The organism is Pseudomonas sp. IPO3749, from assembly GCF_013386605.1.
GTDB lineage: Bacteria > Pseudomonadota > Gammaproteobacteria > Pseudomonadales > Pseudomonadaceae > Aquipseudomonas > Aquipseudomonas azotoformans_A.
The window spans coordinates 113,860-135,284 of record NZ_JACARN010000019.1 but is presented as its reverse complement, the minus strand read 5'-3'; the positions used below and the strand labels follow the sequence as shown (position 1 = coordinate 135,284).

The 21,425-nt window shown below is 60.7% G+C and carries 24 protein-coding genes; 14 read left to right on the top strand and 10 right to left on the bottom strand.

What is annotated here, in order from left to right; translation table 11 throughout:
• Positions 1 to 130 precede the first annotated feature (130 nt).
• From HX812_RS10030 to HX812_RS10010, 5 genes are all read left to right on the top strand, one after another.
• A complete protein-coding gene (locus HX812_RS10030) occupies positions 131 to 727 on the top strand; it encodes a superoxide dismutase (RefSeq protein WP_016975406.1) in 597 nt (198 codons plus the stop codon).
• Positions 728 to 879: 152 nt separating this feature from the next.
• Positions 880 to 1,065, top strand: a complete 186-nt coding sequence (locus HX812_RS10025) for a hypothetical protein (protein ID WP_038851607.1) — start codon at positions 880 to 882, stop codon at positions 1,063 to 1,065.
• Between the two features lie 194 nt (positions 1,066 to 1,259).
• Positions 1,260 to 3,311 (top strand): bifunctional diguanylate cyclase/phosphodiesterase, encoded by a 2,052-nt coding sequence (locus HX812_RS10020; protein WP_038851606.1) that lies wholly within the window; start codon positions 1,260 to 1,262, stop codon positions 3,309 to 3,311.
• A 127-nt stretch (positions 3,312 to 3,438) separates the two neighbouring features.
• Complete coding sequence (locus tag HX812_RS10015) at positions 3,439 to 4,782, top strand: imelysin family protein (RefSeq protein ID WP_038851605.1); 1,344 nt, start codon at positions 3,439 to 3,441, stop codon at positions 4,780 to 4,782.
• Positions 4,783 to 5,023: 241 nt separating this feature from the next.
• The gene (locus tag HX812_RS10010; protein WP_028617711.1) at positions 5,024 to 6,478 is read left to right on the top strand and encodes a TrkH family potassium uptake protein; all 1,455 of its coding nucleotides are present in this window, start codon (positions 5,024 to 5,026) and stop codon (positions 6,476 to 6,478) included.
• Here HX812_RS10010 and HX812_RS10005 read toward each other — a convergent pair.
• Positions 6,435 to 7,493, bottom strand: coding sequence for an AraC family transcriptional regulator (locus tag HX812_RS10005; RefSeq protein WP_038851604.1), 1,059 nt, complete (start codon positions 7,491 to 7,493; stop codon positions 6,435 to 6,437). The two genes, HX812_RS10010 and HX812_RS10005, sit on opposite strands and share 44 nt — an antisense overlap.
• A gap of 160 nt (positions 7,494 to 7,653) precedes the next feature.
• Between HX812_RS10005 and HX812_RS10000 the strand changes: the two genes are divergently transcribed.
• The 3 genes from HX812_RS10000 to HX812_RS09990 all read left to right on the top strand — a co-directional run bounded on the left by HX812_RS10000 (position 7,654) and on the right by HX812_RS09990 (position 9,799).
• Positions 7,654 to 7,965, top strand: coding sequence for a DUF962 domain-containing protein (locus HX812_RS10000; RefSeq protein WP_038851615.1), 312 nt, complete (start codon positions 7,654 to 7,656; stop codon positions 7,963 to 7,965).
• A 350-nt stretch (positions 7,966 to 8,315) separates the two neighbouring features.
• A complete protein-coding gene (locus HX812_RS09995) occupies positions 8,316 to 8,498 on the top strand; it encodes a hypothetical protein (RefSeq protein ID WP_038851602.1) in 183 nt (60 codons plus the stop codon).
• 104 nt (positions 8,499 to 8,602) lie between these two features.
• On the top strand, positions 8,603 to 9,799 hold the full coding sequence (locus HX812_RS09990; RefSeq protein ID WP_038851600.1) for an MFS transporter: 1,197 nt from the start codon (positions 8,603 to 8,605) through the stop codon (positions 9,797 to 9,799).
• Here HX812_RS09990 and arfB read toward each other — a convergent pair.
• The 3 genes from arfB to HX812_RS09975 form a co-directional block, all read right to left on the bottom strand.
• The gene (gene arfB / locus HX812_RS09985) at positions 9,796 to 10,209 is read right to left on the bottom strand and encodes an alternative ribosome rescue aminoacyl-tRNA hydrolase ArfB (protein WP_017737978.1); all 414 of its coding nucleotides are present in this window, start codon (positions 10,207 to 10,209) and stop codon (positions 9,796 to 9,798) included. The genes HX812_RS09990 and arfB overlap by 4 nt on opposite strands.
• Before the next feature lie 12 nt (positions 10,210 to 10,221).
• A complete protein-coding gene (locus tag HX812_RS09980) occupies positions 10,222 to 10,905 on the bottom strand; it encodes a pentapeptide repeat-containing protein (RefSeq protein ID WP_038851599.1) in 684 nt (227 codons plus the stop codon).
• A 100-nt stretch (positions 10,906 to 11,005) separates the two neighbouring features.
• Positions 11,006 to 12,427 (bottom strand): amino acid permease, encoded by a 1,422-nt coding sequence (locus HX812_RS09975; protein ID WP_033896340.1) that lies wholly within the window; start codon positions 12,425 to 12,427, stop codon positions 11,006 to 11,008.
• A 638-nt stretch (positions 12,428 to 13,065) separates the two neighbouring features.
• On the opposite strand from HX812_RS09975, the gene HX812_RS09970 reads away from it, so the two are divergent.
• Both HX812_RS09970 and HX812_RS09965 read left to right on the top strand, forming a co-directional pair.
• Entirely contained in the window at positions 13,066 to 13,203 is a 138-nt protein-coding gene (locus HX812_RS09970) for a hypothetical protein (RefSeq protein WP_003175756.1), read from the top strand.
• Positions 13,204 to 13,276: 73 nt separating this feature from the next.
• Positions 13,277 to 14,236: a hypothetical protein gene (locus HX812_RS09965; protein WP_033896342.1), complete on the top strand. Its 960-nt coding sequence runs from the start codon at positions 13,277 to 13,279 to the stop codon at positions 14,234 to 14,236.
• A gap of 60 nt (positions 14,237 to 14,296) precedes the next feature.
• Here HX812_RS09965 and rluB read toward each other — a convergent pair whose 3' ends face one another.
• The 6 genes from rluB to HX812_RS09935 form a co-directional block, all read right to left on the bottom strand.
• A complete protein-coding gene (rluB, locus tag HX812_RS09960; RefSeq protein WP_038851597.1) occupies positions 14,297 to 15,508 on the bottom strand; it encodes a 23S rRNA pseudouridine(2605) synthase RluB in 1,212 nt (403 codons plus the stop codon).
• Positions 15,509 to 15,652: 144 nt separating this feature from the next.
• Positions 15,653 to 15,844 carry a DUF1289 domain-containing protein gene (locus tag HX812_RS09955; RefSeq protein WP_038851595.1) on the bottom strand — a complete coding sequence of 64 codons (192 nt, stop codon included), beginning with the start codon at positions 15,842 to 15,844 and terminating at the stop codon, positions 15,653 to 15,655.
• 32 nt (positions 15,845 to 15,876) lie between these two features.
• Entirely contained in the window at positions 15,877 to 16,827 is a 951-nt protein-coding gene (gene scpB / locus HX812_RS09950) for an SMC-Scp complex subunit ScpB (protein ID WP_038851594.1), read from the bottom strand.
• A 12-nt stretch (positions 16,828 to 16,839) separates the two neighbouring features.
• The gene (locus HX812_RS09945; protein WP_177053511.1) at positions 16,840 to 17,538 is read right to left on the bottom strand and encodes a ScpA family protein; all 699 of its coding nucleotides are present in this window, start codon (positions 17,536 to 17,538) and stop codon (positions 16,840 to 16,842) included.
• A 120-nt stretch (positions 17,539 to 17,658) separates the two neighbouring features.
• A complete protein-coding gene (locus HX812_RS09940) occupies positions 17,659 to 18,288 on the bottom strand; it encodes an L-threonylcarbamoyladenylate synthase (RefSeq protein WP_033896346.1) in 630 nt (209 codons plus the stop codon).
• 13 nt (positions 18,289 to 18,301) lie between these two features.
• Positions 18,302 to 19,165, bottom strand: coding sequence for a PHP domain-containing protein (locus tag HX812_RS09935; RefSeq protein WP_038851593.1), 864 nt, complete (start codon positions 19,163 to 19,165; stop codon positions 18,302 to 18,304).
• An 87-nt stretch (positions 19,166 to 19,252) separates the two neighbouring features.
• Between HX812_RS09935 and HX812_RS09930 the strand changes: the two genes are divergently transcribed.
• From HX812_RS09930 to HX812_RS09915, 4 genes are all read left to right on the top strand, one after another.
• Positions 19,253 to 19,849, top strand: coding sequence for a septation protein A (locus tag HX812_RS09930; protein ID WP_016975424.1), 597 nt, complete (start codon positions 19,253 to 19,255; stop codon positions 19,847 to 19,849).
• A gap of 1 nt (position 19,850) precedes the next feature.
• Positions 19,851 to 20,150: a YciI family protein gene (locus tag HX812_RS09925; protein ID WP_015885584.1), complete on the top strand. Its 300-nt coding sequence runs from the start codon at positions 19,851 to 19,853 to the stop codon at positions 20,148 to 20,150.
• 106 nt (positions 20,151 to 20,256) lie between these two features.
• Entirely contained in the window at positions 20,257 to 20,664 is a 408-nt protein-coding gene (locus HX812_RS09920) for a hypothetical protein (RefSeq protein WP_038851591.1), read from the top strand.
• A 7-nt stretch (positions 20,665 to 20,671) separates the two neighbouring features.
• Positions 20,672 to 21,349 carry a response regulator transcription factor gene (locus HX812_RS09915; protein ID WP_003193803.1) on the top strand — a complete coding sequence of 226 codons (678 nt, stop codon included), beginning with the start codon at positions 20,672 to 20,674 and terminating at the stop codon, positions 21,347 to 21,349.
• The last annotated feature ends 76 nt before the right edge of the window (positions 21,350 to 21,425 follow it).

Here is a 21,425-nt window from a genome sequence, read left to right as displayed (position 1 = left end):
TGGTTTTGCCGCACCCCCGGTGCTATGATCCGGACCCTGCGCCGCAAAGAGTACAAACTCCCCGGCGCTTGTTTGGCCGCCCGTGATCGGCCTTGCGCTCACCGCAACTGACCTGATTAGGAGAATCATCATGGCTTTCGAATTGCCGCCGCTGCCCTACGCACACGATGCCCTGCAGCCGCACATCTCCAAGGAAACCTTGGAATTCCACCACGACAAGCACCACAACACCTACGTCGTGAACCTGAACAACCTGGTGCCAGGCACCGAGTTCGAAGGCAAGACCCTGGAAGAGATCGTCAAATCCTCTTCGGGCGGCATCTTCAACAACGCCGCTCAGGTCTGGAACCACACCTTCTACTGGAACTGCCTGGCGCCAAACGCTGGCGGCCAACCGACCGGCGCATTGGCTGAAGCCATCAACGCTGCGTTCGGTTCGTTCGACAAGTTCAAGGAAGAGTTCACCAAGACCTCCGTCGGCACCTTCGGTTCCGGTTGGGGCTGGCTGGTGAAAAAGGCTGACGGTTCCCTGGCCCTGGCCAGCACCATCGGCGCCGGCAACCCGCTGACCAACGGCGACACCCCGCTGCTGACCTGCGACGTATGGGAACACGCCTACTACATCGACTACCGCAACGTGCGTCCAAAGTATGTGGAAGCGTTCTGGAACCTGGTCAACTGGAAGTTCGTGGCTGAGCAGTTCGAAGGCAAGACCTTCACTGCCTAAGCGACGCTTGCAGTAGAAAAAGCCCGGCATTGCCGGGCTTTTTTGTGGGCGTTCCACAACGCTGGCCAGACCGGAATCGTGGAACCCGCAGAAGGGAATCTGCCACCCACGCAGTGAGAGGAATAACCCTTTCACACTCTGCTGGAGAATCAATGATGGAAGAAATCGGAAAAGCGGGCGGGCAGATGGCGATGCAACTCATGAGCGGGCTTATGAAAGGCCTCGCCGGTGGCGCAGGCGGTGGTAGCGAAGGCGGTGGTGCCAGTGCACCCAGCAAGCCGGGTGAGGACATGATGCCGCCGGCGCCGCCAAAGATCGAGATCTCCGCCTATCAGTAATAGAACGGCATTGTTCTGACCACAGATAAGTCGAGTACCCAGACGGCGGAGCAAATCCGCCGTTTTTTTCTGTTTTTTTCTGTGCATTCAGCCTCAAGACGCCTGCGGCCCTAATGTTCCTTTGACTGCCCTCACGGGATTGCCAATACTCATGGCATATTGAAGGCCACCCGCATGAGACAAGGAATGCCCCTTTGAAGCTGGAACTCAAGAACAGCTTGTCGGTGAAGTTGCTACGGGTTGTGCTGCTGTCGGCATTGATCGTGGGCGTTGCGCTGAGCGTGGCGCAGATCGTTTTCGATGCCTACAAGACGCGCCAGGCCGTGGCCGGCGATGCCCAGCGCATCCTCGACATGTTCCGCGACCCCTCGACCCAGGCCGTCTACAGCCTGGACCGCGAGATGGGCATGCAAGTGATTGAGGGCCTGTTCCAGGATGACGCGGTGCGCATGGCGTCCATCGGCCATCCCAACGAAACCATGCTCGCCGAAAAAAGCCGCGCCCTACAGCAATCGCCCAGCCGCTGGTTGACCGACCTGATACTCGGCCAGGAACGCACGTTCACCACCGCATTGGTCGGCAAAGGCCCCTACAGCGAGTATTACGGCGATCTGAGCATCACCCTCGACACGGCCACCTACGGCAAGGGGTTTATTGTCAGTTCAGTGATCATCTTTATTTCCGGGGTATTGCGCGCCCTGGCGATGGGCCTGGTGCTGTACCTGGTCTACCACTGGCTGCTGACCAAGCCGCTGTCGCGGATCATCGAGCACCTGACCTCGATCAACCCGGACCGGCCCAGCGAACACAAGATCCCGCAACTCAAGGGCCACGAGCGCAATGAACTGGGGCTGTGGATCAACACCGCCAACCAGTTGCTCGAATCCATCGAACGCAACACCCACCTGCGCCATGAGGCGGAAAGCAGCCTACTGCGCATGGCCCAGTACGACTTCCTGACGGGCCTGCCGAACCGCCAGAAACTGCAGGAGCAGTTGGACAAGATCCTCATCGACGCCGGTCGACGCCAACGCCGCGTGGCCGTGTTGTGCGTGGGGCTGGATGACTTCAAGAGCGTCAACGAACAGTTCACCTACCAGGCCGGCGACCAATTGCTGCTGGCCCTGGCCGACCGTTTGCGCGCCCACAGCGGCCGCCTCGGTGCCCTGGCCCGGCTGGGCGGCGACCAGTTCGCCCTGGTACAGGCCGATATCGACCAGCCCTACGAGGCCGCCGAACTGGCGCAAAGCATCCTCGATGACCTGGAAGCGGAATTTGCCCTCGACCACGAAGGCATCCGCCTACGCGCCACCATCGGCATCACCCTGTTCCCGGAAGACGGCGACAGCACCGAAAAGCTGCTGCAGAAAGCCGAGCAAACCATGACCCTGGCCAAGACCCGGTCGCGCAACCGCTATCAGTTCTATATCGCCAGCGTCGACAGCGAAATGCGCCGTCGCCGCGAGCTGGAAAAAGACCTGCGCGATGCCCTCAGCCGCGACCAATTCCACCTGGTGTACCAGCCGCAGATCAGCTACCGCGATCACCATGTGGTCGGCGTGGAAGCGCTGATCCGCTGGCAGCACCCGGAACATGGCCTGGTGCCGCCGGACCTGTTCATTCCGCTGGCCGAACAGAACGGCACCATCATCCCGATTGGGGAATGGGTACTCGACCAGGCCTGCCGGCAATTGCGTGAATGGCACGACTTGGGCTTCACCGAGTTGCGCATGGCGGTCAACCTGTCCACCGTGCAATTGCACCACACCGAGTTGCCGCGGGTGGTCAACAACCTGATGCAGATCTACCGCCTGCCGCCGCGCAGCCTGGAACTGGAAGTCACCGAGACCGGCCTGATGGAAGACATCAGCACCGCCGCCCAGCACCTGCTGAGCCTGCGCCGTTCCGGGGCATTGATTGCGATTGATGACTTCGGCACCGGCTACTCATCCCTCAGCTACTTGAAAAGCCTGCCGCTGGACAAGATCAAGATCGACAAGAGCTTCGTGCAGGACCTGCTGGACGATGACGACGACGCCACCATCGTGCGGGCGATCATCCAACTGGGCAAAAGCCTCGGTATGCAGGTGATCGCCGAAGGCGTGGAAACCGCCGAGCAGGAGGCCTACATCATCTCCGAAGGCTGCCATGAAGGTCAGGGTTATCACTACAGCAAACCCTTGCCGGCGCGGGAGTTGGCGGCTTTTTTGAAGCAGTCGGAGCGCAATAACGCCGCGATTCTCTGATGCAGCAAAACGATACTGAATATTTCCCGCGTATAACCCTTTACACAAAATGCAAATCTTTCGCATTATGTCGCAGTTTTTGCGCTCCCCCGCGCGCCCCATCAACAACCGAAGCAGGATGTTCGCCATGATTCGTATGCCCCTGGCCACCGCCAGTCTGCTGGCCATTGCCATTTCTCTCGCCGGTTGCGGCGAAGGTAAAGACAAGGCCGCCGCGCCTCAGGCGCCGACCCCGGCTGCCAGCACTACCGCTCCAGCGGCTGCCACTCCTGCCGGCCAGGTCGACGAAGCCGCTGCCAAGGCCGTGGTCGCGCATTACGCAGACATGGTGTTCGCGGTCTACAGCGATGCCGAGTCCACCGCGAAAACCCTGCAAACCGCTATCGACGCGTTCCTCGCCAAGCCGAACGACGAAACCCTGAAAGCCGCGCGCACCGCCTGGATCGCCGCCCGCGTTCCTTACCTGCAAAGTGAAGTGTTCCGCTTCGGCAACACCATCATCGACGACTGGGAAGGCCAGGTGAACGCATGGCCGCTGGACGAAGGCCTGATCGACTATGTCGACAAGTCCTACGAACACGCCCTGGGTAACCCAGGCGCCACTGCCAACATCATCGCCAACAACGAAATCCAGGTCGGCGAAGACAAGGTCGACGTGAAGGACATCACCCCGGAAAAACTCGCCAGCCTCAACGAGCTGGGCGGTTCCGAGGCCAACGTCGCCACCGGCTACCACGCCATCGAATTCCTGCTCTGGGGCCAGGACCTGAACGGCACCGGCCCAGGCGCCGGCAACCGTCCTGCGTCGGACTACCTGACCGGCGACGGCGCCACTGGCGGCCACAACGAGCGTCGCCGCGCCTACCTGAGCGCCGTGACCCAACTGCTGGTCAGCGACCTGGAAGAAATGGTCGGCAACTGGAAACCCAACGTTGAAGACAACTACCGCGCCACCCTGGAGGCAGAACCTGCCACCGACGGCCTGCGCAAAATGCTGTTCGGCATGGGCAGCCTGTCCCTGGGCGAACTGGCCGGTGAGCGCATGAAAGTTTCCCTGGAAGCCAACTCGCCGGAAGACGAGCAGGACTGCTTCAGCGACAACACCCACAACTCGCACTTCTACGATGCCAAGGGCATCCGCAACGTCTACCTGGGCGAGTACACCCGCGTCGACGGCACCAAAATGACCGGCGCCAGCCTGTCGTCCCTGGTGGCCAAGGCCGACCCGGCAGCCGACACCGCACTGAAAGCGGACCTGGCGGCTACCGAAGCGAAGATCCAGGTCATGGTTGACCATGCCAACAAGGGTGAGCACTACGACCAGTTGATCGCGGCCGGTAACGATGCGGGCAACCAGATCGTCCGTGACGCCATCGCCGCCCTGGTCAAGCAGACCGGTTCGATCGAAGCGGCAGCGGGCAAGCTGGGTATCAGCGACCTGAACCCGGATAACGCTGATCACGAGTTCTGATCAATGCGCAGTTGAATGAGGCGACCTTCGGGTCGCCTTTTTTGTATGCGGATGTCGATAATCAATCAGACACCACACAATCCATGTGGGAGCGGTCTATCAGCTACAAATTCTTCAACTGACACGCCGCCTTCGCGAGCAAGCCCGCTCCCACATTAGCCTCTCATCGCTTCCAAGCCCCGGTTTACAAGCCCTGCACCGCAGGTAGAATGGCGCCACCTCCAACATCCGAGCGAATTTCATGGCGTTGCCGACCCTGCGCATCATCGGTTTCATCATCGGCATCTTCCTGATCACCCTCGCGATCGCGATGGTCGTGCCCATGGCCACCCTGGTGATCTTCGAACGCACCAGCGACCTGCCCTCCTTCCTGTGGGCCAGCATGATCACCTTTATCGCCGGCCTGGCGCTGGTGATTCCCGGTCGTCCCGAGCATGTGCACCTGCGCCCGCGGGACATGTACCTGCTCACCGTCACCAGCTGGGTGGTGGTGTGTATCTTTGCCGCGCTGCCGTTCCTGCTGACCCAGCACATCAGCTACACCGACTCGTTTTTTGAAAGCATGTCCGGCATTACCGCCACCGGCTCCACGGTGTTGAGCGGGCTGGACGCGATGTCGCCGGGTATCTTGATGTGGCGTTCGCTGCTGCACTGGCTGGGCGGCATCGGCTTTATCGGCATGGCAGTAGCGATCCTACCGCTGCTGCGCATTGGTGGCATGCGCCTGTTCCAGACCGAATCCTCGGACCGCTCGGAAAAGGTCATGCCCCGCTCGCACATGGTGGCGCGGCTGATCGTGGCGGCCTACGTGGGCATCACCATCCTTGGCAGCCTGGCGTTCTGGTGGGCCGGCATGGGGCTGTTCGATGCGATCAACCATGCGATGTCAGCGATTTCCACCGGCGGGTTTTCCACCTCCGATGAATCCCTGGCGCACTGGAAACAACCGGCGGTGCACTGGGTAGCCGTGGTGGTGATGATCCTCGGCAGCTTGCCGTTCACCCTGTACGTGGCCACTTTGCGCGGTAACCGCCGGGCGTTGATCAAGGACCAGCAGGTACAAGGTTTGCTCGGTTTGTTGATCGTGACCTGGCTGGTGCTGGGCACCTGGTACTGGTGGACCACCAACCTGCACTGGCTGGACGCGCTGCGTCACGTGGCACTGAACGTCACGTCGGTGGTGACGACCACGGGGTTTGCACTGGGGGACTACAGCCTGTGGGGCAATTTCTCACTGATGCTGTTTTTCTACCTCGGCTTTATCGGCGGCTGTTCGGGCTCCACGGCGGGTGGGATCAAGATCTTCCGCTTCCAGGTTGCCTATATCCTGCTCAAGGCCAACTTGAACCAGCTGATTCATCCGCGCGCGGTGATCAAGCAGAAGTACAACGGCCACCGTCTCGACGAAGAGATCGTGCGGTCGATCCTGACCTTTTCCTTCTTCTTCGCCATCACCATCTGCGCCATCGCCCTGGCCTTGTCGCTGCTCGGCCTGGACTGGATGACCGCCTTGACCGGCGCCGCGAGTACCGTTTCGGGCGTGGGCCCGGGCCTGGGCGAAACCATTGGCCCGGCGGGTAATTTCGCCAGCCTGCCGGATGCGGCCAAGTGGATCCTGTCACTGGGCATGCTACTCGGCCGGCTGGAGATCATTACGGTCTTTGTTCTGTGTATTCCGGCGTTTTGGCGTCACTGACGCTCGACGCGACCAACAACCGCGCCCGGTATTCGCCGGGCGTGACATCGAACCAGCGACGAAACGCGCGGAAGAAGTTGCTCGGGTCGGCAAAGCCCAACAGGTAGGCAATTTCCAGCAGGGTCATGCTGGGTTGCGCCAGGTATTGCTCGGCCAGTTCACGGCGGGTGTCATCGAGCAGGGTCTGGAAGCTCGTGCCCTCCTCCTGCAAACGCCGCTGCAAAGTGCGCTGGGACAAGTGCAAGGTCTGGGCCACCACTTCACGCTTGGGCTCGCCCTGGGGCAACAGGCGGCACAACACCTGCCGCGCCTTGTGGGTCACGCGGCTTTCCGAGAAGCGCGCCAGGTATTCACCGGCAAAGCGGTCATGCAGCAAGGCCATGGCCTCGTTGGCCGTGGGCAGCGGCGCGTCCATGTCGGCCCGCTCGAAAATCAGCGCGTCATAGGGCGCATTGAATTCCAGCGGCGCATGGAAGGCTTGTTTGTACGGGGCCAGGTCCGCCGGTTGCTCACCTTGCAGCACCACCTTGCGCGGCTGCAGCGTGCGGCCGGTCAGCCAGCCGCACAGGGCCAAGGCGCTGGCCAGCGAGGCTTCGGCGCTCTGCCGGGTAGGCGGCAGGTGGTCACCGTGTACCGTCAGAATCAGCGCATAACCTTCGGGGATCAGTCGGAAACTCAGGTCGGCACTTTCAGCGATGATCCGCTGGTAGCGCACCAGCCGCATAAAACCTTCGGCCAAGGTGTTGCTGGACATCAACGCATAACCGGCCACATGAAAGGACGCCGGGCGCACCACTTTGCCCATGTTCAGGCCGATCGCCGGGTTACCCGACAGCTCCACCGCACGCTGCCACAGGCGGGTCATGGAGTCCTGTGGAAACCGCGCATCGGGATCGCTCAGGGCGGCGTAGTCGAGGCCGAGCTGCTTGAACAAGGCGCGGCAATCCAGGCCGTCCATTTCCAATGCCTTGACTATCCCCATCGCCCAGCTTGCAGAAGTTGTTCGTTCGCTCATGGCGTCTTCTTAATAAAGCAGGCTCAAACGGCAGCCAGGAAGCCAAGGATACTAAAGTGGCATCTATTGTCACTGGCTGTTACCACTGATCACTCTAGACTCAAATAAGCTCCCCGCCGAACATCTGTTGGGCGGCACAACAATCAAAGGGCCGGTCACCGTGGAAAACGTCAAGCGATTCAATAGCTTTGCTGAGTTTTACCCTTATTACCTGGCTGAGCACGCCAACAGCACCTGCCGGCGCCTGCACTTTATCGGCACCACGCTGGTGATCGGTATTTTGGCGTACGCCATCGGCAGAGGTTCGCTTCTCCTGTTAATCGCCTTGCCGATTGCCGGTTACAGCTTTGCCTGGATCGGCCACTTCTTCTTCGAAAAGAACCGCCCAGCGACCTTTCAACACCCGTTCTACAGCCTGTTGGGGGATTTTGTGATGTACCGCGACATGATTCTGGGCAAGGTGCCGTTCTAGCCGAACGACCGTTTAAACGATGAAAGTTCATCCATCTGCCGACATTAAAATCTTTTTGTCATTTGCAGTGCTGTATCCTGCCAAGGCTTTTTGAGAGCGCGGAATCACCTGCGATTGAAAAAACAGACCTTGCGAGGAGCGACGACGATGCACGAGATACCTAATCTCCCCTTCCCAAGCCTGCACCCTACAGAGCAGCCAACACCGCAGCAGGCCAGTGATAAACAGCCTGAGGCCAAAGAAGCAAAACCAGTCGACAGCGAAAGCCAGGACTGACGCCGTACCAGACCGTGTGGAAAGCGCAGCTTTGAGCGCTTTCCACACTGCCTGAACCCATCGAGACGCCCGCCATGACCGATACCCTCCCCGACAACCCGGATACCGCCGTACTCGACGCGGCCTTGCAGATGGTCGAGATCTGGAACCGCCTCAGCGCCGACAAACAAGCGCTGCTGCTCAAGCGCTTCGGCACCCAGGAAAACGCCCTGGCCGCCCTGGTCACCACCCAATTGCTGGCCCCTGCCCAAGCCTGACGTCTTTCTGAGCGGAGGTTTTTGCGTTTTACCGCCCTGCACAAGCAAAACCACCGGTATCATTAGCAGCCTATCTTTACCTGCCGCGACAGTGGACCTTTCCCATGCCCGATACCCAGCGCCCCATGGCGGTCACGCTGCAAGTTGTTTCCATCGTGTTGTTCACCTTCATTGGCTACCTGAATATCGGCATTCCACTGGCCGTGTTGCCGGGCTATGTCCACAGTGAGCTGGGTTACGGCGCGGTGATTGCCGGCCTGGTGATCAGCGTGCAATACCTGGCTACCCTGCTGAGCCGCCCGTACGCGGGCAAAATCATCGATAACTTGGGCAGCAAGCGCGCCGTGCTGATCGGCCTGGTGGGCTGCGGCCTGAGCGGTGTGTTCATGCTGCTCGCGGCGTGGTTTTCCAGCCTGCCGGCCTTGAGCCTGGGCAGCCTGTTGATTGGCCGCCTGGTCCTTGGCAGCGCGGAAAGCCTGGTGGGTTCGGGCGCGATCGGCTGGGGCATCGGCCGCGTCGGCGCGCAGAACACCGCCAAGGTGATTTCCTGGAACGGCATCGCCAGCTACGGCGCGCTGGCCGTCGGCGCACCACTGGGCGTGTTGCTGGTAAGAAATTTCGGGCTGTGGAGCATGGGCGTCAGCATTATCTTGCTGGCCATCGTCGGCCTGCTGCTGGCCTGGAACAAAGTCGCTGCACCAATCGTTGCCGGCGTGCGCCTGCCCTTCATGAATGTGCTGGGCCGCGTATTGCCCCATGGCTGTGCCTTGGCGCTGGGTTCCATCGGCTTTGGCACCATCGCCACCTTCATCACCTTGTATTACACCACCCAGCACTGGGATAACGCGGTGTGGGCCCTGAGCCTGTTCGGCGCCAGCTTTATCGGCGCACGGTTGTTGTTCGGCAACCTGATCAACCGGATCGGCGGCTTTCGCGTGGCAATTGCCTGCTTGTCGGTGGAGATCCTCGGTTTGCTGTTGCTGTGGCTGGCGCCGGACGCCAACCTGGCCCTGGCTGGCGCGGCGTTGAGCGGCTTTGGCTTTTCCCTGGTGTTCCCGGCGCTCGGGGTGGAGGCCGTCAACCTGGTGCCAGCATCCAGCCGCGGCTCGGCGGTGGGCGCCTACTCACTGTTTATCGACCTGTCGCTGGGCATCACCGGACCGCTCGCCGGGGCCGTGGCAGCTGGCTTCGGCTTTGCGTCGATCTTCCTCTTCGCCGCCCTTGCAGCCCTGGGTGGTTTGCTGCTGAGCCTGTACCTGTACCGTCAGGCACCCAAGGCCCGCGAGGCGCGTGACGACTAGAAGTCGACCTTGCCGCGCCCGGCCTTGATGCTGCCGCGCTTGGTCTTGGATTCGAGACGGCGCTTTTTCGAGCCCAGGGTCGGCTTGGTCGGGCGGCGTTTCTTCTCCACCTTGGTGGCGCTGAGAATCAACTCCACCAGACGCTCCAACGCATCCGCGCGGTTCTGCTCCTGGGTCCGGTATTGCTGGGCCTTGAGCACCAGCACGCCTTCACTGGTGATCCGACTGTCGCGCAGCGCCAGCAGCCGCTCCTTGTAAAACTCCGGCAGCGACGACGCCGGGATATCAAATCGCAGGTGCACGGCACTCGACACCTTGTTGACGTTCTGCCCGCCAGCGCCCTGGGCGCGAATGGCGGTCAGCTCGATCTCGGCGTCGGGCAGCTGCACATTGTTGGAAATCACCAGCATCAATCAAAAACCTTAAGCAACGGACAAGCCCAACTCGGACAACAACATCGACGCCTGGGCTTTGGAAATCACGGCGCCTTTGAACAGTTTGGCATCATTCAGGCGAAACCCGCTTAAATCCGCCCCCCGCAAGTCGGCGCCAGCAAAATTGGCGCCGTTGATACGAGCGTGGGCCAGGCTGCAATCGATCAGTTCGGCCTTGCGAAAGTCGGCATCCGATAAATCGCTGTCGGAGAAATCCAGGTTATTCAGCACGGTGCGGGCAAACGACAGCCCGGACAAGAAGGCGCTGTTCAACCGCGTTTCGCTGAAGCTCAAGCCCAGCGAGGCGCAATGGGTGAAATTGGCGCCGGTCAATTTACAGTGCTCAAAGCTCGCCTGGGACAGCTTGCTGCGCTGCCAGCGGGTGTTGTTCAGGTCACAGCTGTGGAAGTGCGCTTCCAACAGGTTCGCCGCTTCGAAAATGGCGAGACTGGCGCGGCAGCTTTTCCACTGCGTGCCTTCCAGGCGCGAACCGAGAAAGGAGGCCTGGACCAGGATGCAGCGCTCGAACACCCAATGATCCAAGGCCATGCGCGACAGATCAGCGCCGCTCAAATCCACTCCGATCAGACGCAAGGGGCCGCCATGCTGGTCGATCAGGACTTCCAGCTCATCGCGCTGCAAGGCGCCGCCGTCGATGTCGGTGTGTTGCATGGGGCCTCCAGGCAGGCTGAAAAAACGAGGGGCGATTCTAACCTGCCCCTGCACACAAAAAACCCGGCACGGCGCCGGGTTTTCTGTTTGAGGAAAGGTCCTACTCCAGAACCGTCCCCGTTGTGCCCATGGCTGCGCGGGCACTGCGCTTGTTCTTGACCCAGTAACACACCGCCATAAACGCCACCCACACCGGGATCGCGTACACCGACACCTGGATCCCCGGAATCATCAGCATGATCACCAGGATAAACACCACGAACGCCAGGCACACATAGTTGCCGTACGGGTACCACAGCGCCTTGAACAGCGGCACCTGGCCGGTGCGGTTCATGTGTTGGCGGAACTTGAAGTGGGAGAAGCTGATCATCGCCCAGTTGATCACCAGAGTGGCCACTACCAGCGACATCAGCAGTTCCAGCGCGTGTTGCGGGATCAGGTAGTTCATCAGCACCGCCACCAGGGTGATCGCCGCCGACGCGAGGATGGAACGCACCGGCACGCCGCGCTTGTCGATCTTCGCCAATGCTTTAGGCGCATCGCCCTGCTCGGCCATGCCCAACAGCATGCGGCTATTGCAGTAGGTGCCGCTGTTGTACACCGACAGCGCGGCGGTCAGGACCACGAAGTTGAGGATATGCGCAGCGGTGTTGCTGCCCAGCATCGAGAACACCTGCACGAACGGGCTGCCGCTGTAGGCATCGCCGGAGGCGTTGAGGGTGGTAAGCAGGCTATCCCATGGGGTCAGCGACAGCAGTACGACCAGCGCACCGATGTAGAAAATCAGGATGCGATAGATCACCTGGTTGATCGCTTTCGGGATCACGGTGCGTGGCTGGTCGGCTTCAGCGGCGGTGAAGCCGAGCATTTCCAGGCCGCCGAAGGAGAACATGATGATTGCCATGGCCATCACCAACCCGCCGACGCCATGGGGGAAGAAACCGCCGTGCTCCCACAGGTTGGTCACCGAGGCCTGAGGCCCGCCGCTGCCGCTGACCAGCAAATAGCTGCCCAGGGCGATCATACCGACGATGGCCACCACCTTGATAATGGCAAACCAGAACTCGGCTTCACCGAAGACTTTGACGTTGGCCAAGTTGATCAGGTTGATCAGCACGAAGAACGCTGCGGCCGAGACCCAGGTCGGGATCTCCGGCCACCAGTAATGCACGTACTTGCCGACGGCCGTCAGCTCCGACATGCCCACCAGAATGTACAGGATCCAGCAGTTCCAGCCCGACAGGAACCCGGCGAAACCGCCCCAGTATTTGTGGGCAAAGTGGCTGAAGGAACCGGCGACCGGCTCTTCGACGATCATTTCGCCGAGCTGGCGCATGATCATGAAGGCAATGAAGCCGCAGATGGCATAGCCCAGGATCATCGACGGGCCAGCGGATTTGAGCACCCCGGCCGAGCCGAGGAACAGGCCGGTGCCGATGGCGCCACCCAGGGCGATCAACTGGATATGCCGGTTTTTCAGGCCGCGTTTCAGCTCGCCTGAAGAGGAAGGGGGAACACTCATGAAAAGGCTCTCACGCAAGGTTTGATGATGTTGAATGCAGGTTGCTGCCTTGAATTACCGACTCAAGCAGCGCCGCTCAAACCCCAGCGCAGGCACCAGGAGTACAGCGTCTTTCTAATGGTCATGCGTCACCTGTTTGTTTTTATCTGTGACGAAATCGAACCCGTCCGGCTCGTGGCCAGGCGGAGTGATCAGGGTGGGTAAACCCTGGGGTCTTGGCCTGTTGCGTGGTTACGCAAGGGGGTCACAGTAAAACGCGGCGGATTGTACACCGCTCGCCAGCTTGGGGGCGCCCTCGAGAGACGAGTGCGACGATCTGTCAGGTAATCCTTACAGGGCCGGGTCAGCCAATAATGTCGCCTTTTACTCGTAAATTAATCGTTACAGCACGGAAAATTAACGTTACAGCCGTGATCTTAAGGAAAATTGTCGCTCGGAAATTTCCTACAATTTAGCCTGCGTAGTTCCCTGAATTTGTTAGAGAAAAATTCAAACACAAAAAACAGAACAAAAAATCCAAATGAAACCGTGTCAATAAAATTTTTGCATTTTGAAACACTCTCTCCTAGTTTCTTCCCACTTGCCCGCGAAGCCCGTTGGCAAGCCGTTCTCAAACAACGTCCTCTAGGAGATACACCATGCAAGCACTGGAAAACGACCTGGAAACCGAACTGCAACTCGACGATTGGTTTGAAGCGCCGACCCATGAGGCCGCCGTTGAAATGATGCAAGCCGACGCCGTTGTGCCGTTCGGCACCGCGATGTGGCCATTCTAAATATCGGCAGGCATCCGGCAGGTGCTGTGCACGGCATCTGCCTCCTTACCCAAGGCACAGAAGGAAACACGTCATGGACAAGGCCCGCGCCGTCGAACACTTTCTCTACTACCTCGCGCACCACCCGGCCCTCAATGGCCTGAGTCGCCCCACCGTGCTGCTGGGCCATACCGAGCGCTACGACGCCATCGCCCAGGCGATCACCCACAGCAGCGCCGCCCGCTTCAACTTCCAGGTGCAGCGCCTGGACCTCGCCGCCAGCGACACCCTGGCCGAGGCCATCGAAGCCTGCGACCTCTACCTGTTTCTCTACGACTCTTCCACCCTGCCCAACCCTCGCGCCGAAGGCCCGGACTTTATCCGCGCCCTGCAGGGTGTGATGGCCGAGCACTGGAAAAAATCCCTGCTGTTCAAGGATTACGGCGACTACTTCTACGACACCTTCAGTGTCGAGCCCCAGCGCATTGCCGACCTCAACGCCACGCTGATCCGGCGCATGTCGCAAGCCACGGTGCTGAGCTTTACCGACAAGCACGGCTCACGCCTAGAAGCGCCGATGAGCAGCATCAAGAAGTGGACCAATATCAACGGCATCGGCAACCACGACCTGGCCCCCGGCGAGATCGCCACCCACAGTGAAGCCATCAATGGCCAAGTGAGGTTTGTCGGCACCTTTCTCAGCACCATCCCGTTTGCGCGTAAATATGGCGTGCTGGCGTCACCACTGGAGTTGTGGATCGAGAACTCGACCATCTGCAGCGTGGCCAGTGAGGTGCCGGGGCTGGCAGATGATTTCAACAAGTACCTGAATGCCAACCCGTCGAACCGTCGCGTCGAGGAATTGGGGATTGGCACCAATGAAGGCGTGAAGGATCTGTATGCGCGCAACGCCGGGTTTGAGGAGCGCCACTGTGGGCTGCACCTGGGTTTGGGCGGCGGGCAGAAAGGCAGCCATCACCTGGATTTGATCTTTGCCAGCGGGGTGTTGGCGTTGGATGACAAGCCAGTGTTTGATGGGACTTTTGCGTTCTGACAAATGCTGTGCATAAAAAAACGCCAACCCGAGGGTTGGCGTTTTTGTGCAGCGCTTACATCACTGCGGCTTCTTGCGACCAAAACCAGGACGCTGACCCGAACCGGCCGGGGCGCCACGGCGCTTGCCCGACGGCTCGTCCGCGACCAGTTTCGGACCAGGGCGCTTGTTCGCCGCCGGCTTGGCTGGGCGCTTGGTGCTGGCGTTATCAGCCGGGCGATCCGCTTCACCCCGGTTGCTGCGACCACCGGTCGGGGCCGGGCGCGGTGCACGTGGCGCACGCTCCCCTTCCTGGCGCGATGGCGCGGTTGGGCGACGCTCACCTTCGATCTGCGGCTCACGCGAGATACGACCGCCGGTTGCCGGTGCATTCAGCGCCGGGCGCAGGGTGCGGGCCACACGCTCGGTACGTGCCACAGGACGCGACGATTTGCGCTGCATACGCTCAAGCTTGTCTTTGCTCTTGGCGTTCATCTGCGGCATCGCGACCGGCGTCAGGCCGACTTCGGCACTGAGGATGTCGACTTCGTACTGGCTCATTTCGCGCCAGCGGCCCATCGGCAGGTCGGAGTTGAGGAACACCGGACCGAAACGCACGCGCTTCAGGCGGCTGACCACCAGGCCCTGGGATTCCCACAGGCGACGCACTTCACGGTTACGCCCTTCCATCACCACGCAGTGGTACCAGTGGTTGAAACCTTCGCCGCCTGGCGCCTGCTTGATGTCGGTGAACTTGGCCGGGCCGTCTTCCAGCACCACGCCCGCCTTGAGGCGCTCGATCATCTCGTCATCGACTTCGCCACGTACACGCACGGCGTATTCGCGGTCCATCTCGTAGGACGGGTGCATCAGGCGGTTGGCCAGTTCACCGTCAGTGGTGAACATCAGCAAGCCGGTGGTGTTGATGTCCAGACGTCCGATGTTGATCCAACGACCTTCTTTGGGCTTGGGCATCTTGTCGAACACGGTCGGACGGCCTTCCGGGTCGTCACGGGTGCAGATCTCGCCGTCCGGCTTGTTGTACATGATCACGCGGCGCACCGATTCGGCGGCCTCTTCACGCTTGATGACCTTGCCATCAATGGTGATTGCATCGTGCAGGTCGACGCGCTGGCCGAGGGTGGCCTCGACGCCGTTGACCTTGATGCGCTTCTGGGTGATCCAGGCTTCGACGTCGCGGCGCGAGCCCACGCCGATACGCGCCAGCACCTTTTGCAGTTTTTCGCCTGCTGGGCCGATTTCCTGGCTGTCGTTCTGGTCTTTGTCGTTCATCTTAAGCACCTCCCGGTGGGTCGATTCAGGCGTGGCCTGAAGAGTGTTGAAAGCGGGGCTTTGGCCGAATAGCTCGGCAAAGGGTCGCGAATCATACGCGCATGGTGCGCGTTGCGCATCAGAGACTAGTCGATAACACCCTAATCATTTGCTTTTCCGCCGACCGGTGGCGCCCAGGGCCAGCAATCGGAGTTCGGCTTCGGCCAGGACCGTGCGTTTGTCGGCCTTGTCGAGTTTCTTCCAGGCGCGGATCTCGCGCTTGCTGCGGCCACAGCCGACGCAGATGTCGTCGCTGAATTTGCAGAGGCTGATGCAGGGGTCTTTGGTGGAACTCATGGGCAATCCTTTTTAAGGACAGTCAGATTGCGTCAGTCTTCGAACTGGCGACGCTCGGCTTCGATGGCTTCTGCCAGGGCGCGGGCTTCGTCTTCCTCGTCGCTCAGGGGCGGTTGTTCGAGAGCGGCGACGGCGGCGAGGAGTTTTTCGCGCGCTTCAGCCACGCCAAGGATGTCTTCCTCCGGCTCTGGCTCTGGCTCTGGCTCTGGTTCTGCTTCGACTTCAGGCTCACCCTCAACGTTCGGTTGAGTTTCAGGTTCGGCGGCACCGTCACGCAGCTGGTCATCAAAGTCAGTCTTGATGCCCTGCTCCATATCGTCCAATTCCAGCAGCAACGTATGGAAACTGGTCTCGTCCTTCGGCTCTTCCGGCTCGGCGCTGGCATCGGCCAATTCCTGCAGGCTCGCGGGGACCGGCGCGTCGTCGAAATCGAGCACCGGCTCGGCTTCCATCTCGCGCAGTTCGGCCAGCGGCGGCAGATCGTCGAGGTTTTTCAGGTTGAAATGGTCGAGAAACACCTTGGTGGTGGCGAACATCGCCGGTTTGCCGGGCACGTCACGGTAGCCGACGATGCGGATCCACTCGCGCTCCAGCAAGGTCTTGACGATATGGCTGTTGACCGCCACGCCCCGTACATCTTCGATCTCGCCCCGCGTAATCGGCTGGCGATAGGCGATCAGCGCCATGGTTTCCAGCATCGCCCGCGAATAACGTTGCGGACGCTCTTCCCACAAACGGCCGACCCACGGGGAAAACTTCTCACGGATCTGCAGGCGGTAACCCGACGCCACTTCGCGCAGTTCAAAGGCGCGGCCATCGCAGGACTTGCGCAGGATTTCCAGTGCCTTCTTGAACACCGGTGGCTCAGGGCGCTCGGCTTCTTCAAAGAGTTCGAACAGGCGTTCCAAGGATTGCGGCTTACCCGAGGCCAGTAGGAAGGCTTCCAGCAACGGCGCCAGTTCGCGGGGTTCAGTCAGATTCATCGATTCAGCTCTTTATTCGGCTCGCGCCCGCACGTGGATAGCCGCAAAAGGCTCATTCTGGACCAGCTCGACCAAGGATTCCTTGACCAATTCAAGGATCGCCATAAAGGTCACCACCACCCCCAGGCGCCCTTCTTCTTTAGTAAACAGTTCGACAAAAGGCACAAAACCACCGCCCTTCAGGCGCTCCAGCACATCGCTCATGCGCTCGCGGGTCGACAACGCCTCGCGGCTGACCTGGTGGCTTTCAAACATATCGCCCCGGCGCAGCACCTCGGCCATGGACATCAGCAATTCTTCCAGGCTCACGTCCGGCAGCAGTTTGCGTGCGCGGGCTTCGGGGGCGTCGAGCTTGGGCACTACCACGTCGCGGCCCACCCGGCTCAAGCCGTCGATGCCTTCGGCGGCGGCCTTGAAGCGTTCGTACTCTTGCAGGCGGCGGATCAGCTCGGCGCGCGGGTCGTCCTCTTCGGCTTCCACCGTTTCCGAACGCGGCAGCAGCATGCGCGACTTGATCTCGGCGAGCATGGCGGCCATCACCAGGTACTCGGCGGCCAGCTCCAGACGTACCGATTGCATCAACTCGACATAGCCCATGTACTGGCGGGTGATTTCCGCCACCGGAATGTCGAGGATGTTGATGTTCTGTTTACGGATCAGGTACAGCAGCAAGTCCAGCGGGCCCTCGAACGCTTCAAGGAAGACTTCCAGGGCATCCGGCGGAATGTACAGGTCCAGCGGCATTTCCATGACCGCCTGGCCATACACCATGGCAAACGGCAGTTCCTGCTGGGCGCCCGCCTGGGGATCAACGGTTTCCACGGCTGACATTCAGGCCTCGACCATGAACGGGGCCGGGTCGCCGCAACCCACGCGGATCACCTCGGGCTCACCGTCGGCCAGGTTGATCACGGTGGAGGCCTTGTTGCCGCCGTAGCCGCCGTCGATGATCAGGTCGACCTGTTTTTCCAGCAATTGACGCATTTCGTAGGGGTCGTACAGCGGCTCATCTTCACCCGGCATGATCAGCGACACGCTCATCAAAGGCTCACCCAGCTCTTCGAGCAGCGCCAGGGCGATGGGATGTTCCGGCACCCGCAGGCCGATGGTGCGCTTCTTGGGGTGCAGCAACAGGCGCGGCACTTCGCGGGTGGCGTTGAGAATAAAGGTATAGGGCCCCGGCGTGTGCGCCTTGAGCAGGCGGAAAGTGCCGGTGTCGACCTTGGCGAACAGGCCGAGCTGGGACAGGTCGCTGCAGATCAGCGCAAAGTTGTGCTTGTCGTCCAACTGACGCAGGCGTCTTACACGTTCCACCGCGCCCTTGTCGCCGATCTGGCAACCGATGGCGTAGGACGAATCAGTCGGGTAGATCACCACGCCGCCGGCGCGAATGATCTCGACGGCCTGCTTGATCAGGCGCGCCTGGGGGTTTTCCGGATGAATCTGGAAGAATTGACTCACGTGTTCTACCTGTTCAGACGGTGGCAGTAATGGGGTCATGCTTGAATCGCCCCGACAAGAGCGGCAGGTCTTCGGGTACCTGGCGATACTCGCCGATTTCGGACCACCCACCTGGGCCATGAAAATCACTGCCGGCGCTGACCAGCAGACCAAATTCGCGGGCAAGGATCGCCAGGCTGCCGACCTGCTCGGCAGGTTGGTGCCCATTGACCACTTCGATCGCGTGGCCGCCCGCTCCAATATAGTCGCTGATCAGCTTGCGGCGCTTGCTGCGGGTGAAATCGTAATGCCAGGGATGGGCCAGGCTGACCCAGGCCCCGGAGGCACGCAGGGTCGCGACCGTGTCTTCCAGGGTCGGCCAGTGTTGCTTCACATCCCCCAACTTGCCGGCGCCCAGCCATTTGCGGAAGGCTTCGGCGCGATCCTTGACGAACCCTTCACGCACCATCCAGTCGGCAAAGTGCGGCCGGGCCGGTGCATTGCCGCTGTCGCCCAGCTCCTGCTGGATGGCGCGAGCGCCGTCGAGGGCGTTCGGCATGCCTTTAAGGCTGAGCTTGCGGCTTATTTCTTCGGACCGCAGCCAGCGGCCATCGTGCAAATCGGCAATGGCCTGCACCAGCGGCGGGGCTTGTTGATCAAAACCATAGCCGAGCACATGAATGGTGGCGCCGCCCCAAGTGCAGGACAATTCCACGCCGTTGACCAGTTGCATGCCCAATGAATGCGCGGTTTCGCGGGCTTCGTCGAGGCCTTCGAGGGTGTCGTGGTCGGTCAACGCCAGGACTCGCACGCCTTTTTCAAACGCACGCGCAACCAGTACCGCGGGCGCCAGGGCGCCGTCGGAGGCCGTGCTGTGGCAGTGCAAATCAACATTCACGGGGATGTGTAACCTCAAGTCAGCTGGCGCTTTCGCTACCAAGGATGTTTGTTATTATGCCGCCACATCCAGCTTCTGGCTCTTACTGTGAAACAATTCATCGACTTCATCCCGCTGTTGCTGTTTTTCATCGTTACCAAACTCGACCCCAGGGTCATCGATATCGCCGGTCACCCGGTGTCGTTCGGGGGCATCTACAGCGCCACCGCCGTCCTGATCATCAGCTCTATCGTCGTCTACGGCGCTATCTTCATCTCCCAGCGCAAGCTGGAAAAAAGCCAATGGCTCACCCTCATTGCCTGCCTGGTATTCGGCGGCCTGACCCTGGCCTTCCACAGCGAAACCTTCCTTAAATGGAAAGCGCCGGTGGTGAACTGGTTGTTCGCGCTGGTGTTTACCGGCAGCCACTTCATCGGTGACCGCCTGCTGATCAAGCGGATCATGGGCCACGCGCTGACCCTGCCGGAGCCCGTGTGGACACGCTTGAACGTGGCCTGGATCGTGTTCTTCCTGTTCTGCGGCGCCGCCAACCTGTTCGTGGCCTTTACCTTCCAGGATTACTGGGTCGACTTCAAAGTGTTCGGCAGCCTGGCCATGACCGTGTTGTTCCTGGTGGGCCAGGGCATCTACCTGTCGCGCCACCTGCATGACGTTGCCCCTACCACGCCAAAAACCGAGGACTGACATGCTCTACGCCATCATTGCCACCGACGTGGCCAATTCGCTGGAAAAACGCCTGAGCGTACGCCCGGCCCATGTCGAGCGCCTCAAGCAGCTGCAGGCCGAAGGCCGTATCGTGCTGGCCGGCCCGCACCCGGCGGTAGACAGCAACGACCCAGGCGATGCCGGTTTCACCGGTAGCCTCATCGTCGCCGAGTTCGCCTCCCTGGCCGATGCCCAGGCCTGGGCGAAGGCTGATCCTTACGTGGCGGCCGGCGTTTACGCGGACGTCGTGATCAAGCCGTTCAAGCAAGTCTTGCCTTGATAACGGCCGCGCCGAACCTAATCGGTTCGGCGCATGCCTAATTGCTCATTATTCTCGGTACCCTGCCGACAACGTTCTGAATATTCGTGTGGAATCAGGAGTTCCGATGCGCTTACGTCAGTTGTGTCTGTTGGCAGTGGTAATGATCGGGGCTTCGGCCCACGCTGAAGAAACCTCGAACACCGGCAGTTCCACGCCCCTGTCCTTGAGTGCCGGTGCCCAGATCACCGAGTTGCAGCAACGTTTGAAAGAAAGCGAACGCCAGCGTGAAGAACTGAGCAAGCAACTGCAAAGCGCAGATGCTACCCGCGAAAGCGCCCAATTGAGTCGCCTTCGCCAAGAGAACCAACGCCTGGCCCAGCAACTCAAAGATACACAGGGCGGCGCCTTGACCCGCTGGCTGACCGAGCAACAACAGTGGTTCGTCACCGGTGGAGCCGTCGCACTGATCGCCCTGCTGTGCGGGATCTTCGCCAGCGGGGGGCACCGTCGCCGTCGACAATGGCTAAATTGAGTGAGTCATGAGCGAGCTGTTACTGATAGATGATGACCAGGAGCTCTGTGAGCTGCTGACCAGTTGGTTGAGCCAGGAAGGCTTTCAGGTGCGCGCCTGCCATGACGGCTTGAGTGCGCGCAAAGCCTTGGCCGACAGCGCCCCGGCTGCGGTGGTGCTCGACGTGATGCTGCCCGACGGCAGCGGCCTTGAATTGCTCAAGCAATTGCGCAACGACCACCCGGAGCTGCCGGTGCTGATGCTCTCGGCCCGTGGAGAACCACTGGACCGCATCCTCGGCCTGGAACTGGGCGCCGATGATTACCTGGCCAAGCCCTGCGACCCACGCGAGCTGACCGCCCGCCTGCGCGCCGTATTGCGTCGCAGCCATCCGGCCGCCGTGTCGACCCAGCTGGAATTGGGCGACCTGTGCTTCAGCCCGGTGCGCGGCGTGGTCAGCATCGACGAACAGGAGTTCGCCCTTACCGTTTCCGAAAGCCGCCTGCTGGAAGCCTTGCTGCGCCAGCCCGGTGAACCGCTGGACAAGCAGGAACTGGCGCAGATCGCCCTGGGCCGCAAGCTGACCCTTTACGATCGCAGCCTGGACATGCACGTCAGCAACCTGCGCAAAAAAATCGGCCCACACCCGGATGGCCGGCCACGGATCGTGGCGTTGCGTAGCCGGGGCTACTACTACAGTCTTTGAAATCGGGAGCCCTGGGCTCCTGGTTTTGTCAGCTCCCCCCCAAATCGTCTTTACCCAAGCTTTACCCACACCTGAC

Bases quoted from the DNA above. Each gene is read 5' to 3' on its own strand.
- HX812_RS10030 (WP_016975406.1), top strand. From the start codon at position 131: ATGGCTTTCGAATTGCCGCCGCTGCCCTACGCACACGATGCCCTGCAG.
- HX812_RS10025 (WP_038851607.1), top strand. From the start codon at position 880: ATGATGGAAGAAATCGGAAAAGCGGGCGGGCAGATGGCGATGCAACTC.
- HX812_RS10015 (WP_038851605.1), top strand. From the start codon at position 3,439: ATGATTCGTATGCCCCTGGCCACCGCCAGTCTGCTGGCCATTGCCATT.
- HX812_RS10010 (WP_028617711.1), top strand. From the start codon at position 5,024: ATGGCGTTGCCGACCCTGCGCATCATCGGTTTCATCATCGGCATCTTC.
- HX812_RS10005 (WP_038851604.1), bottom strand. From the start codon at position 7,493: ATGAGCGAACGAACAACTTCTGCAAGCTGGGCGATGGGGATAGTCAAG.
- HX812_RS09995 (WP_038851602.1), top strand. From the start codon at position 8,316: ATGACCGATACCCTCCCCGACAACCCGGATACCGCCGTACTCGACGCG.
- HX812_RS09990 (WP_038851600.1), top strand. From the start codon at position 8,603: ATGCCCGATACCCAGCGCCCCATGGCGGTCACGCTGCAAGTTGTTTCC.
- arfB (WP_017737978.1), bottom strand. From the start codon at position 10,209: ATGCTGGTGATTTCCAACAATGTGCAGCTGCCCGACGCCGAGATCGAG.
- HX812_RS09980 (WP_038851599.1), bottom strand. From the start codon at position 10,905: ATGCAACACACCGACATCGACGGCGGCGCCTTGCAGCGCGATGAGCTG.
- HX812_RS09975 (WP_033896340.1), bottom strand. From the start codon at position 12,427: ATGAGTGTTCCCCCTTCCTCTTCAGGCGAGCTGAAACGCGGCCTGAAA.
- HX812_RS09970 (WP_003175756.1), top strand. From the start codon at position 13,066: ATGCAAGCACTGGAAAACGACCTGGAAACCGAACTGCAACTCGACGAT.
- HX812_RS09965 (WP_033896342.1), top strand. From the start codon at position 13,277: ATGGACAAGGCCCGCGCCGTCGAACACTTTCTCTACTACCTCGCGCAC.
- rluB (WP_038851597.1), bottom strand. From the start codon at position 15,508: ATGAACGACAAAGACCAGAACGACAGCCAGGAAATCGGCCCAGCAGGC.
- HX812_RS09955 (WP_038851595.1), bottom strand. From the start codon at position 15,844: ATGAGTTCCACCAAAGACCCCTGCATCAGCCTCTGCAAATTCAGCGAC.
- scpB (WP_038851594.1), bottom strand. From the start codon at position 16,827: ATGAATCTGACTGAACCCCGCGAACTGGCGCCGTTGCTGGAAGCCTTC.
- HX812_RS09925 (WP_015885584.1), top strand. From the start codon at position 19,851: ATGCTCTACGCCATCATTGCCACCGACGTGGCCAATTCGCTGGAAAAA.
- HX812_RS09920 (WP_038851591.1), top strand. From the start codon at position 20,257: ATGCGCTTACGTCAGTTGTGTCTGTTGGCAGTGGTAATGATCGGGGCT.
- HX812_RS09915 (WP_003193803.1), top strand. From the start codon at position 20,672: ATGAGCGAGCTGTTACTGATAGATGATGACCAGGAGCTCTGTGAGCTG.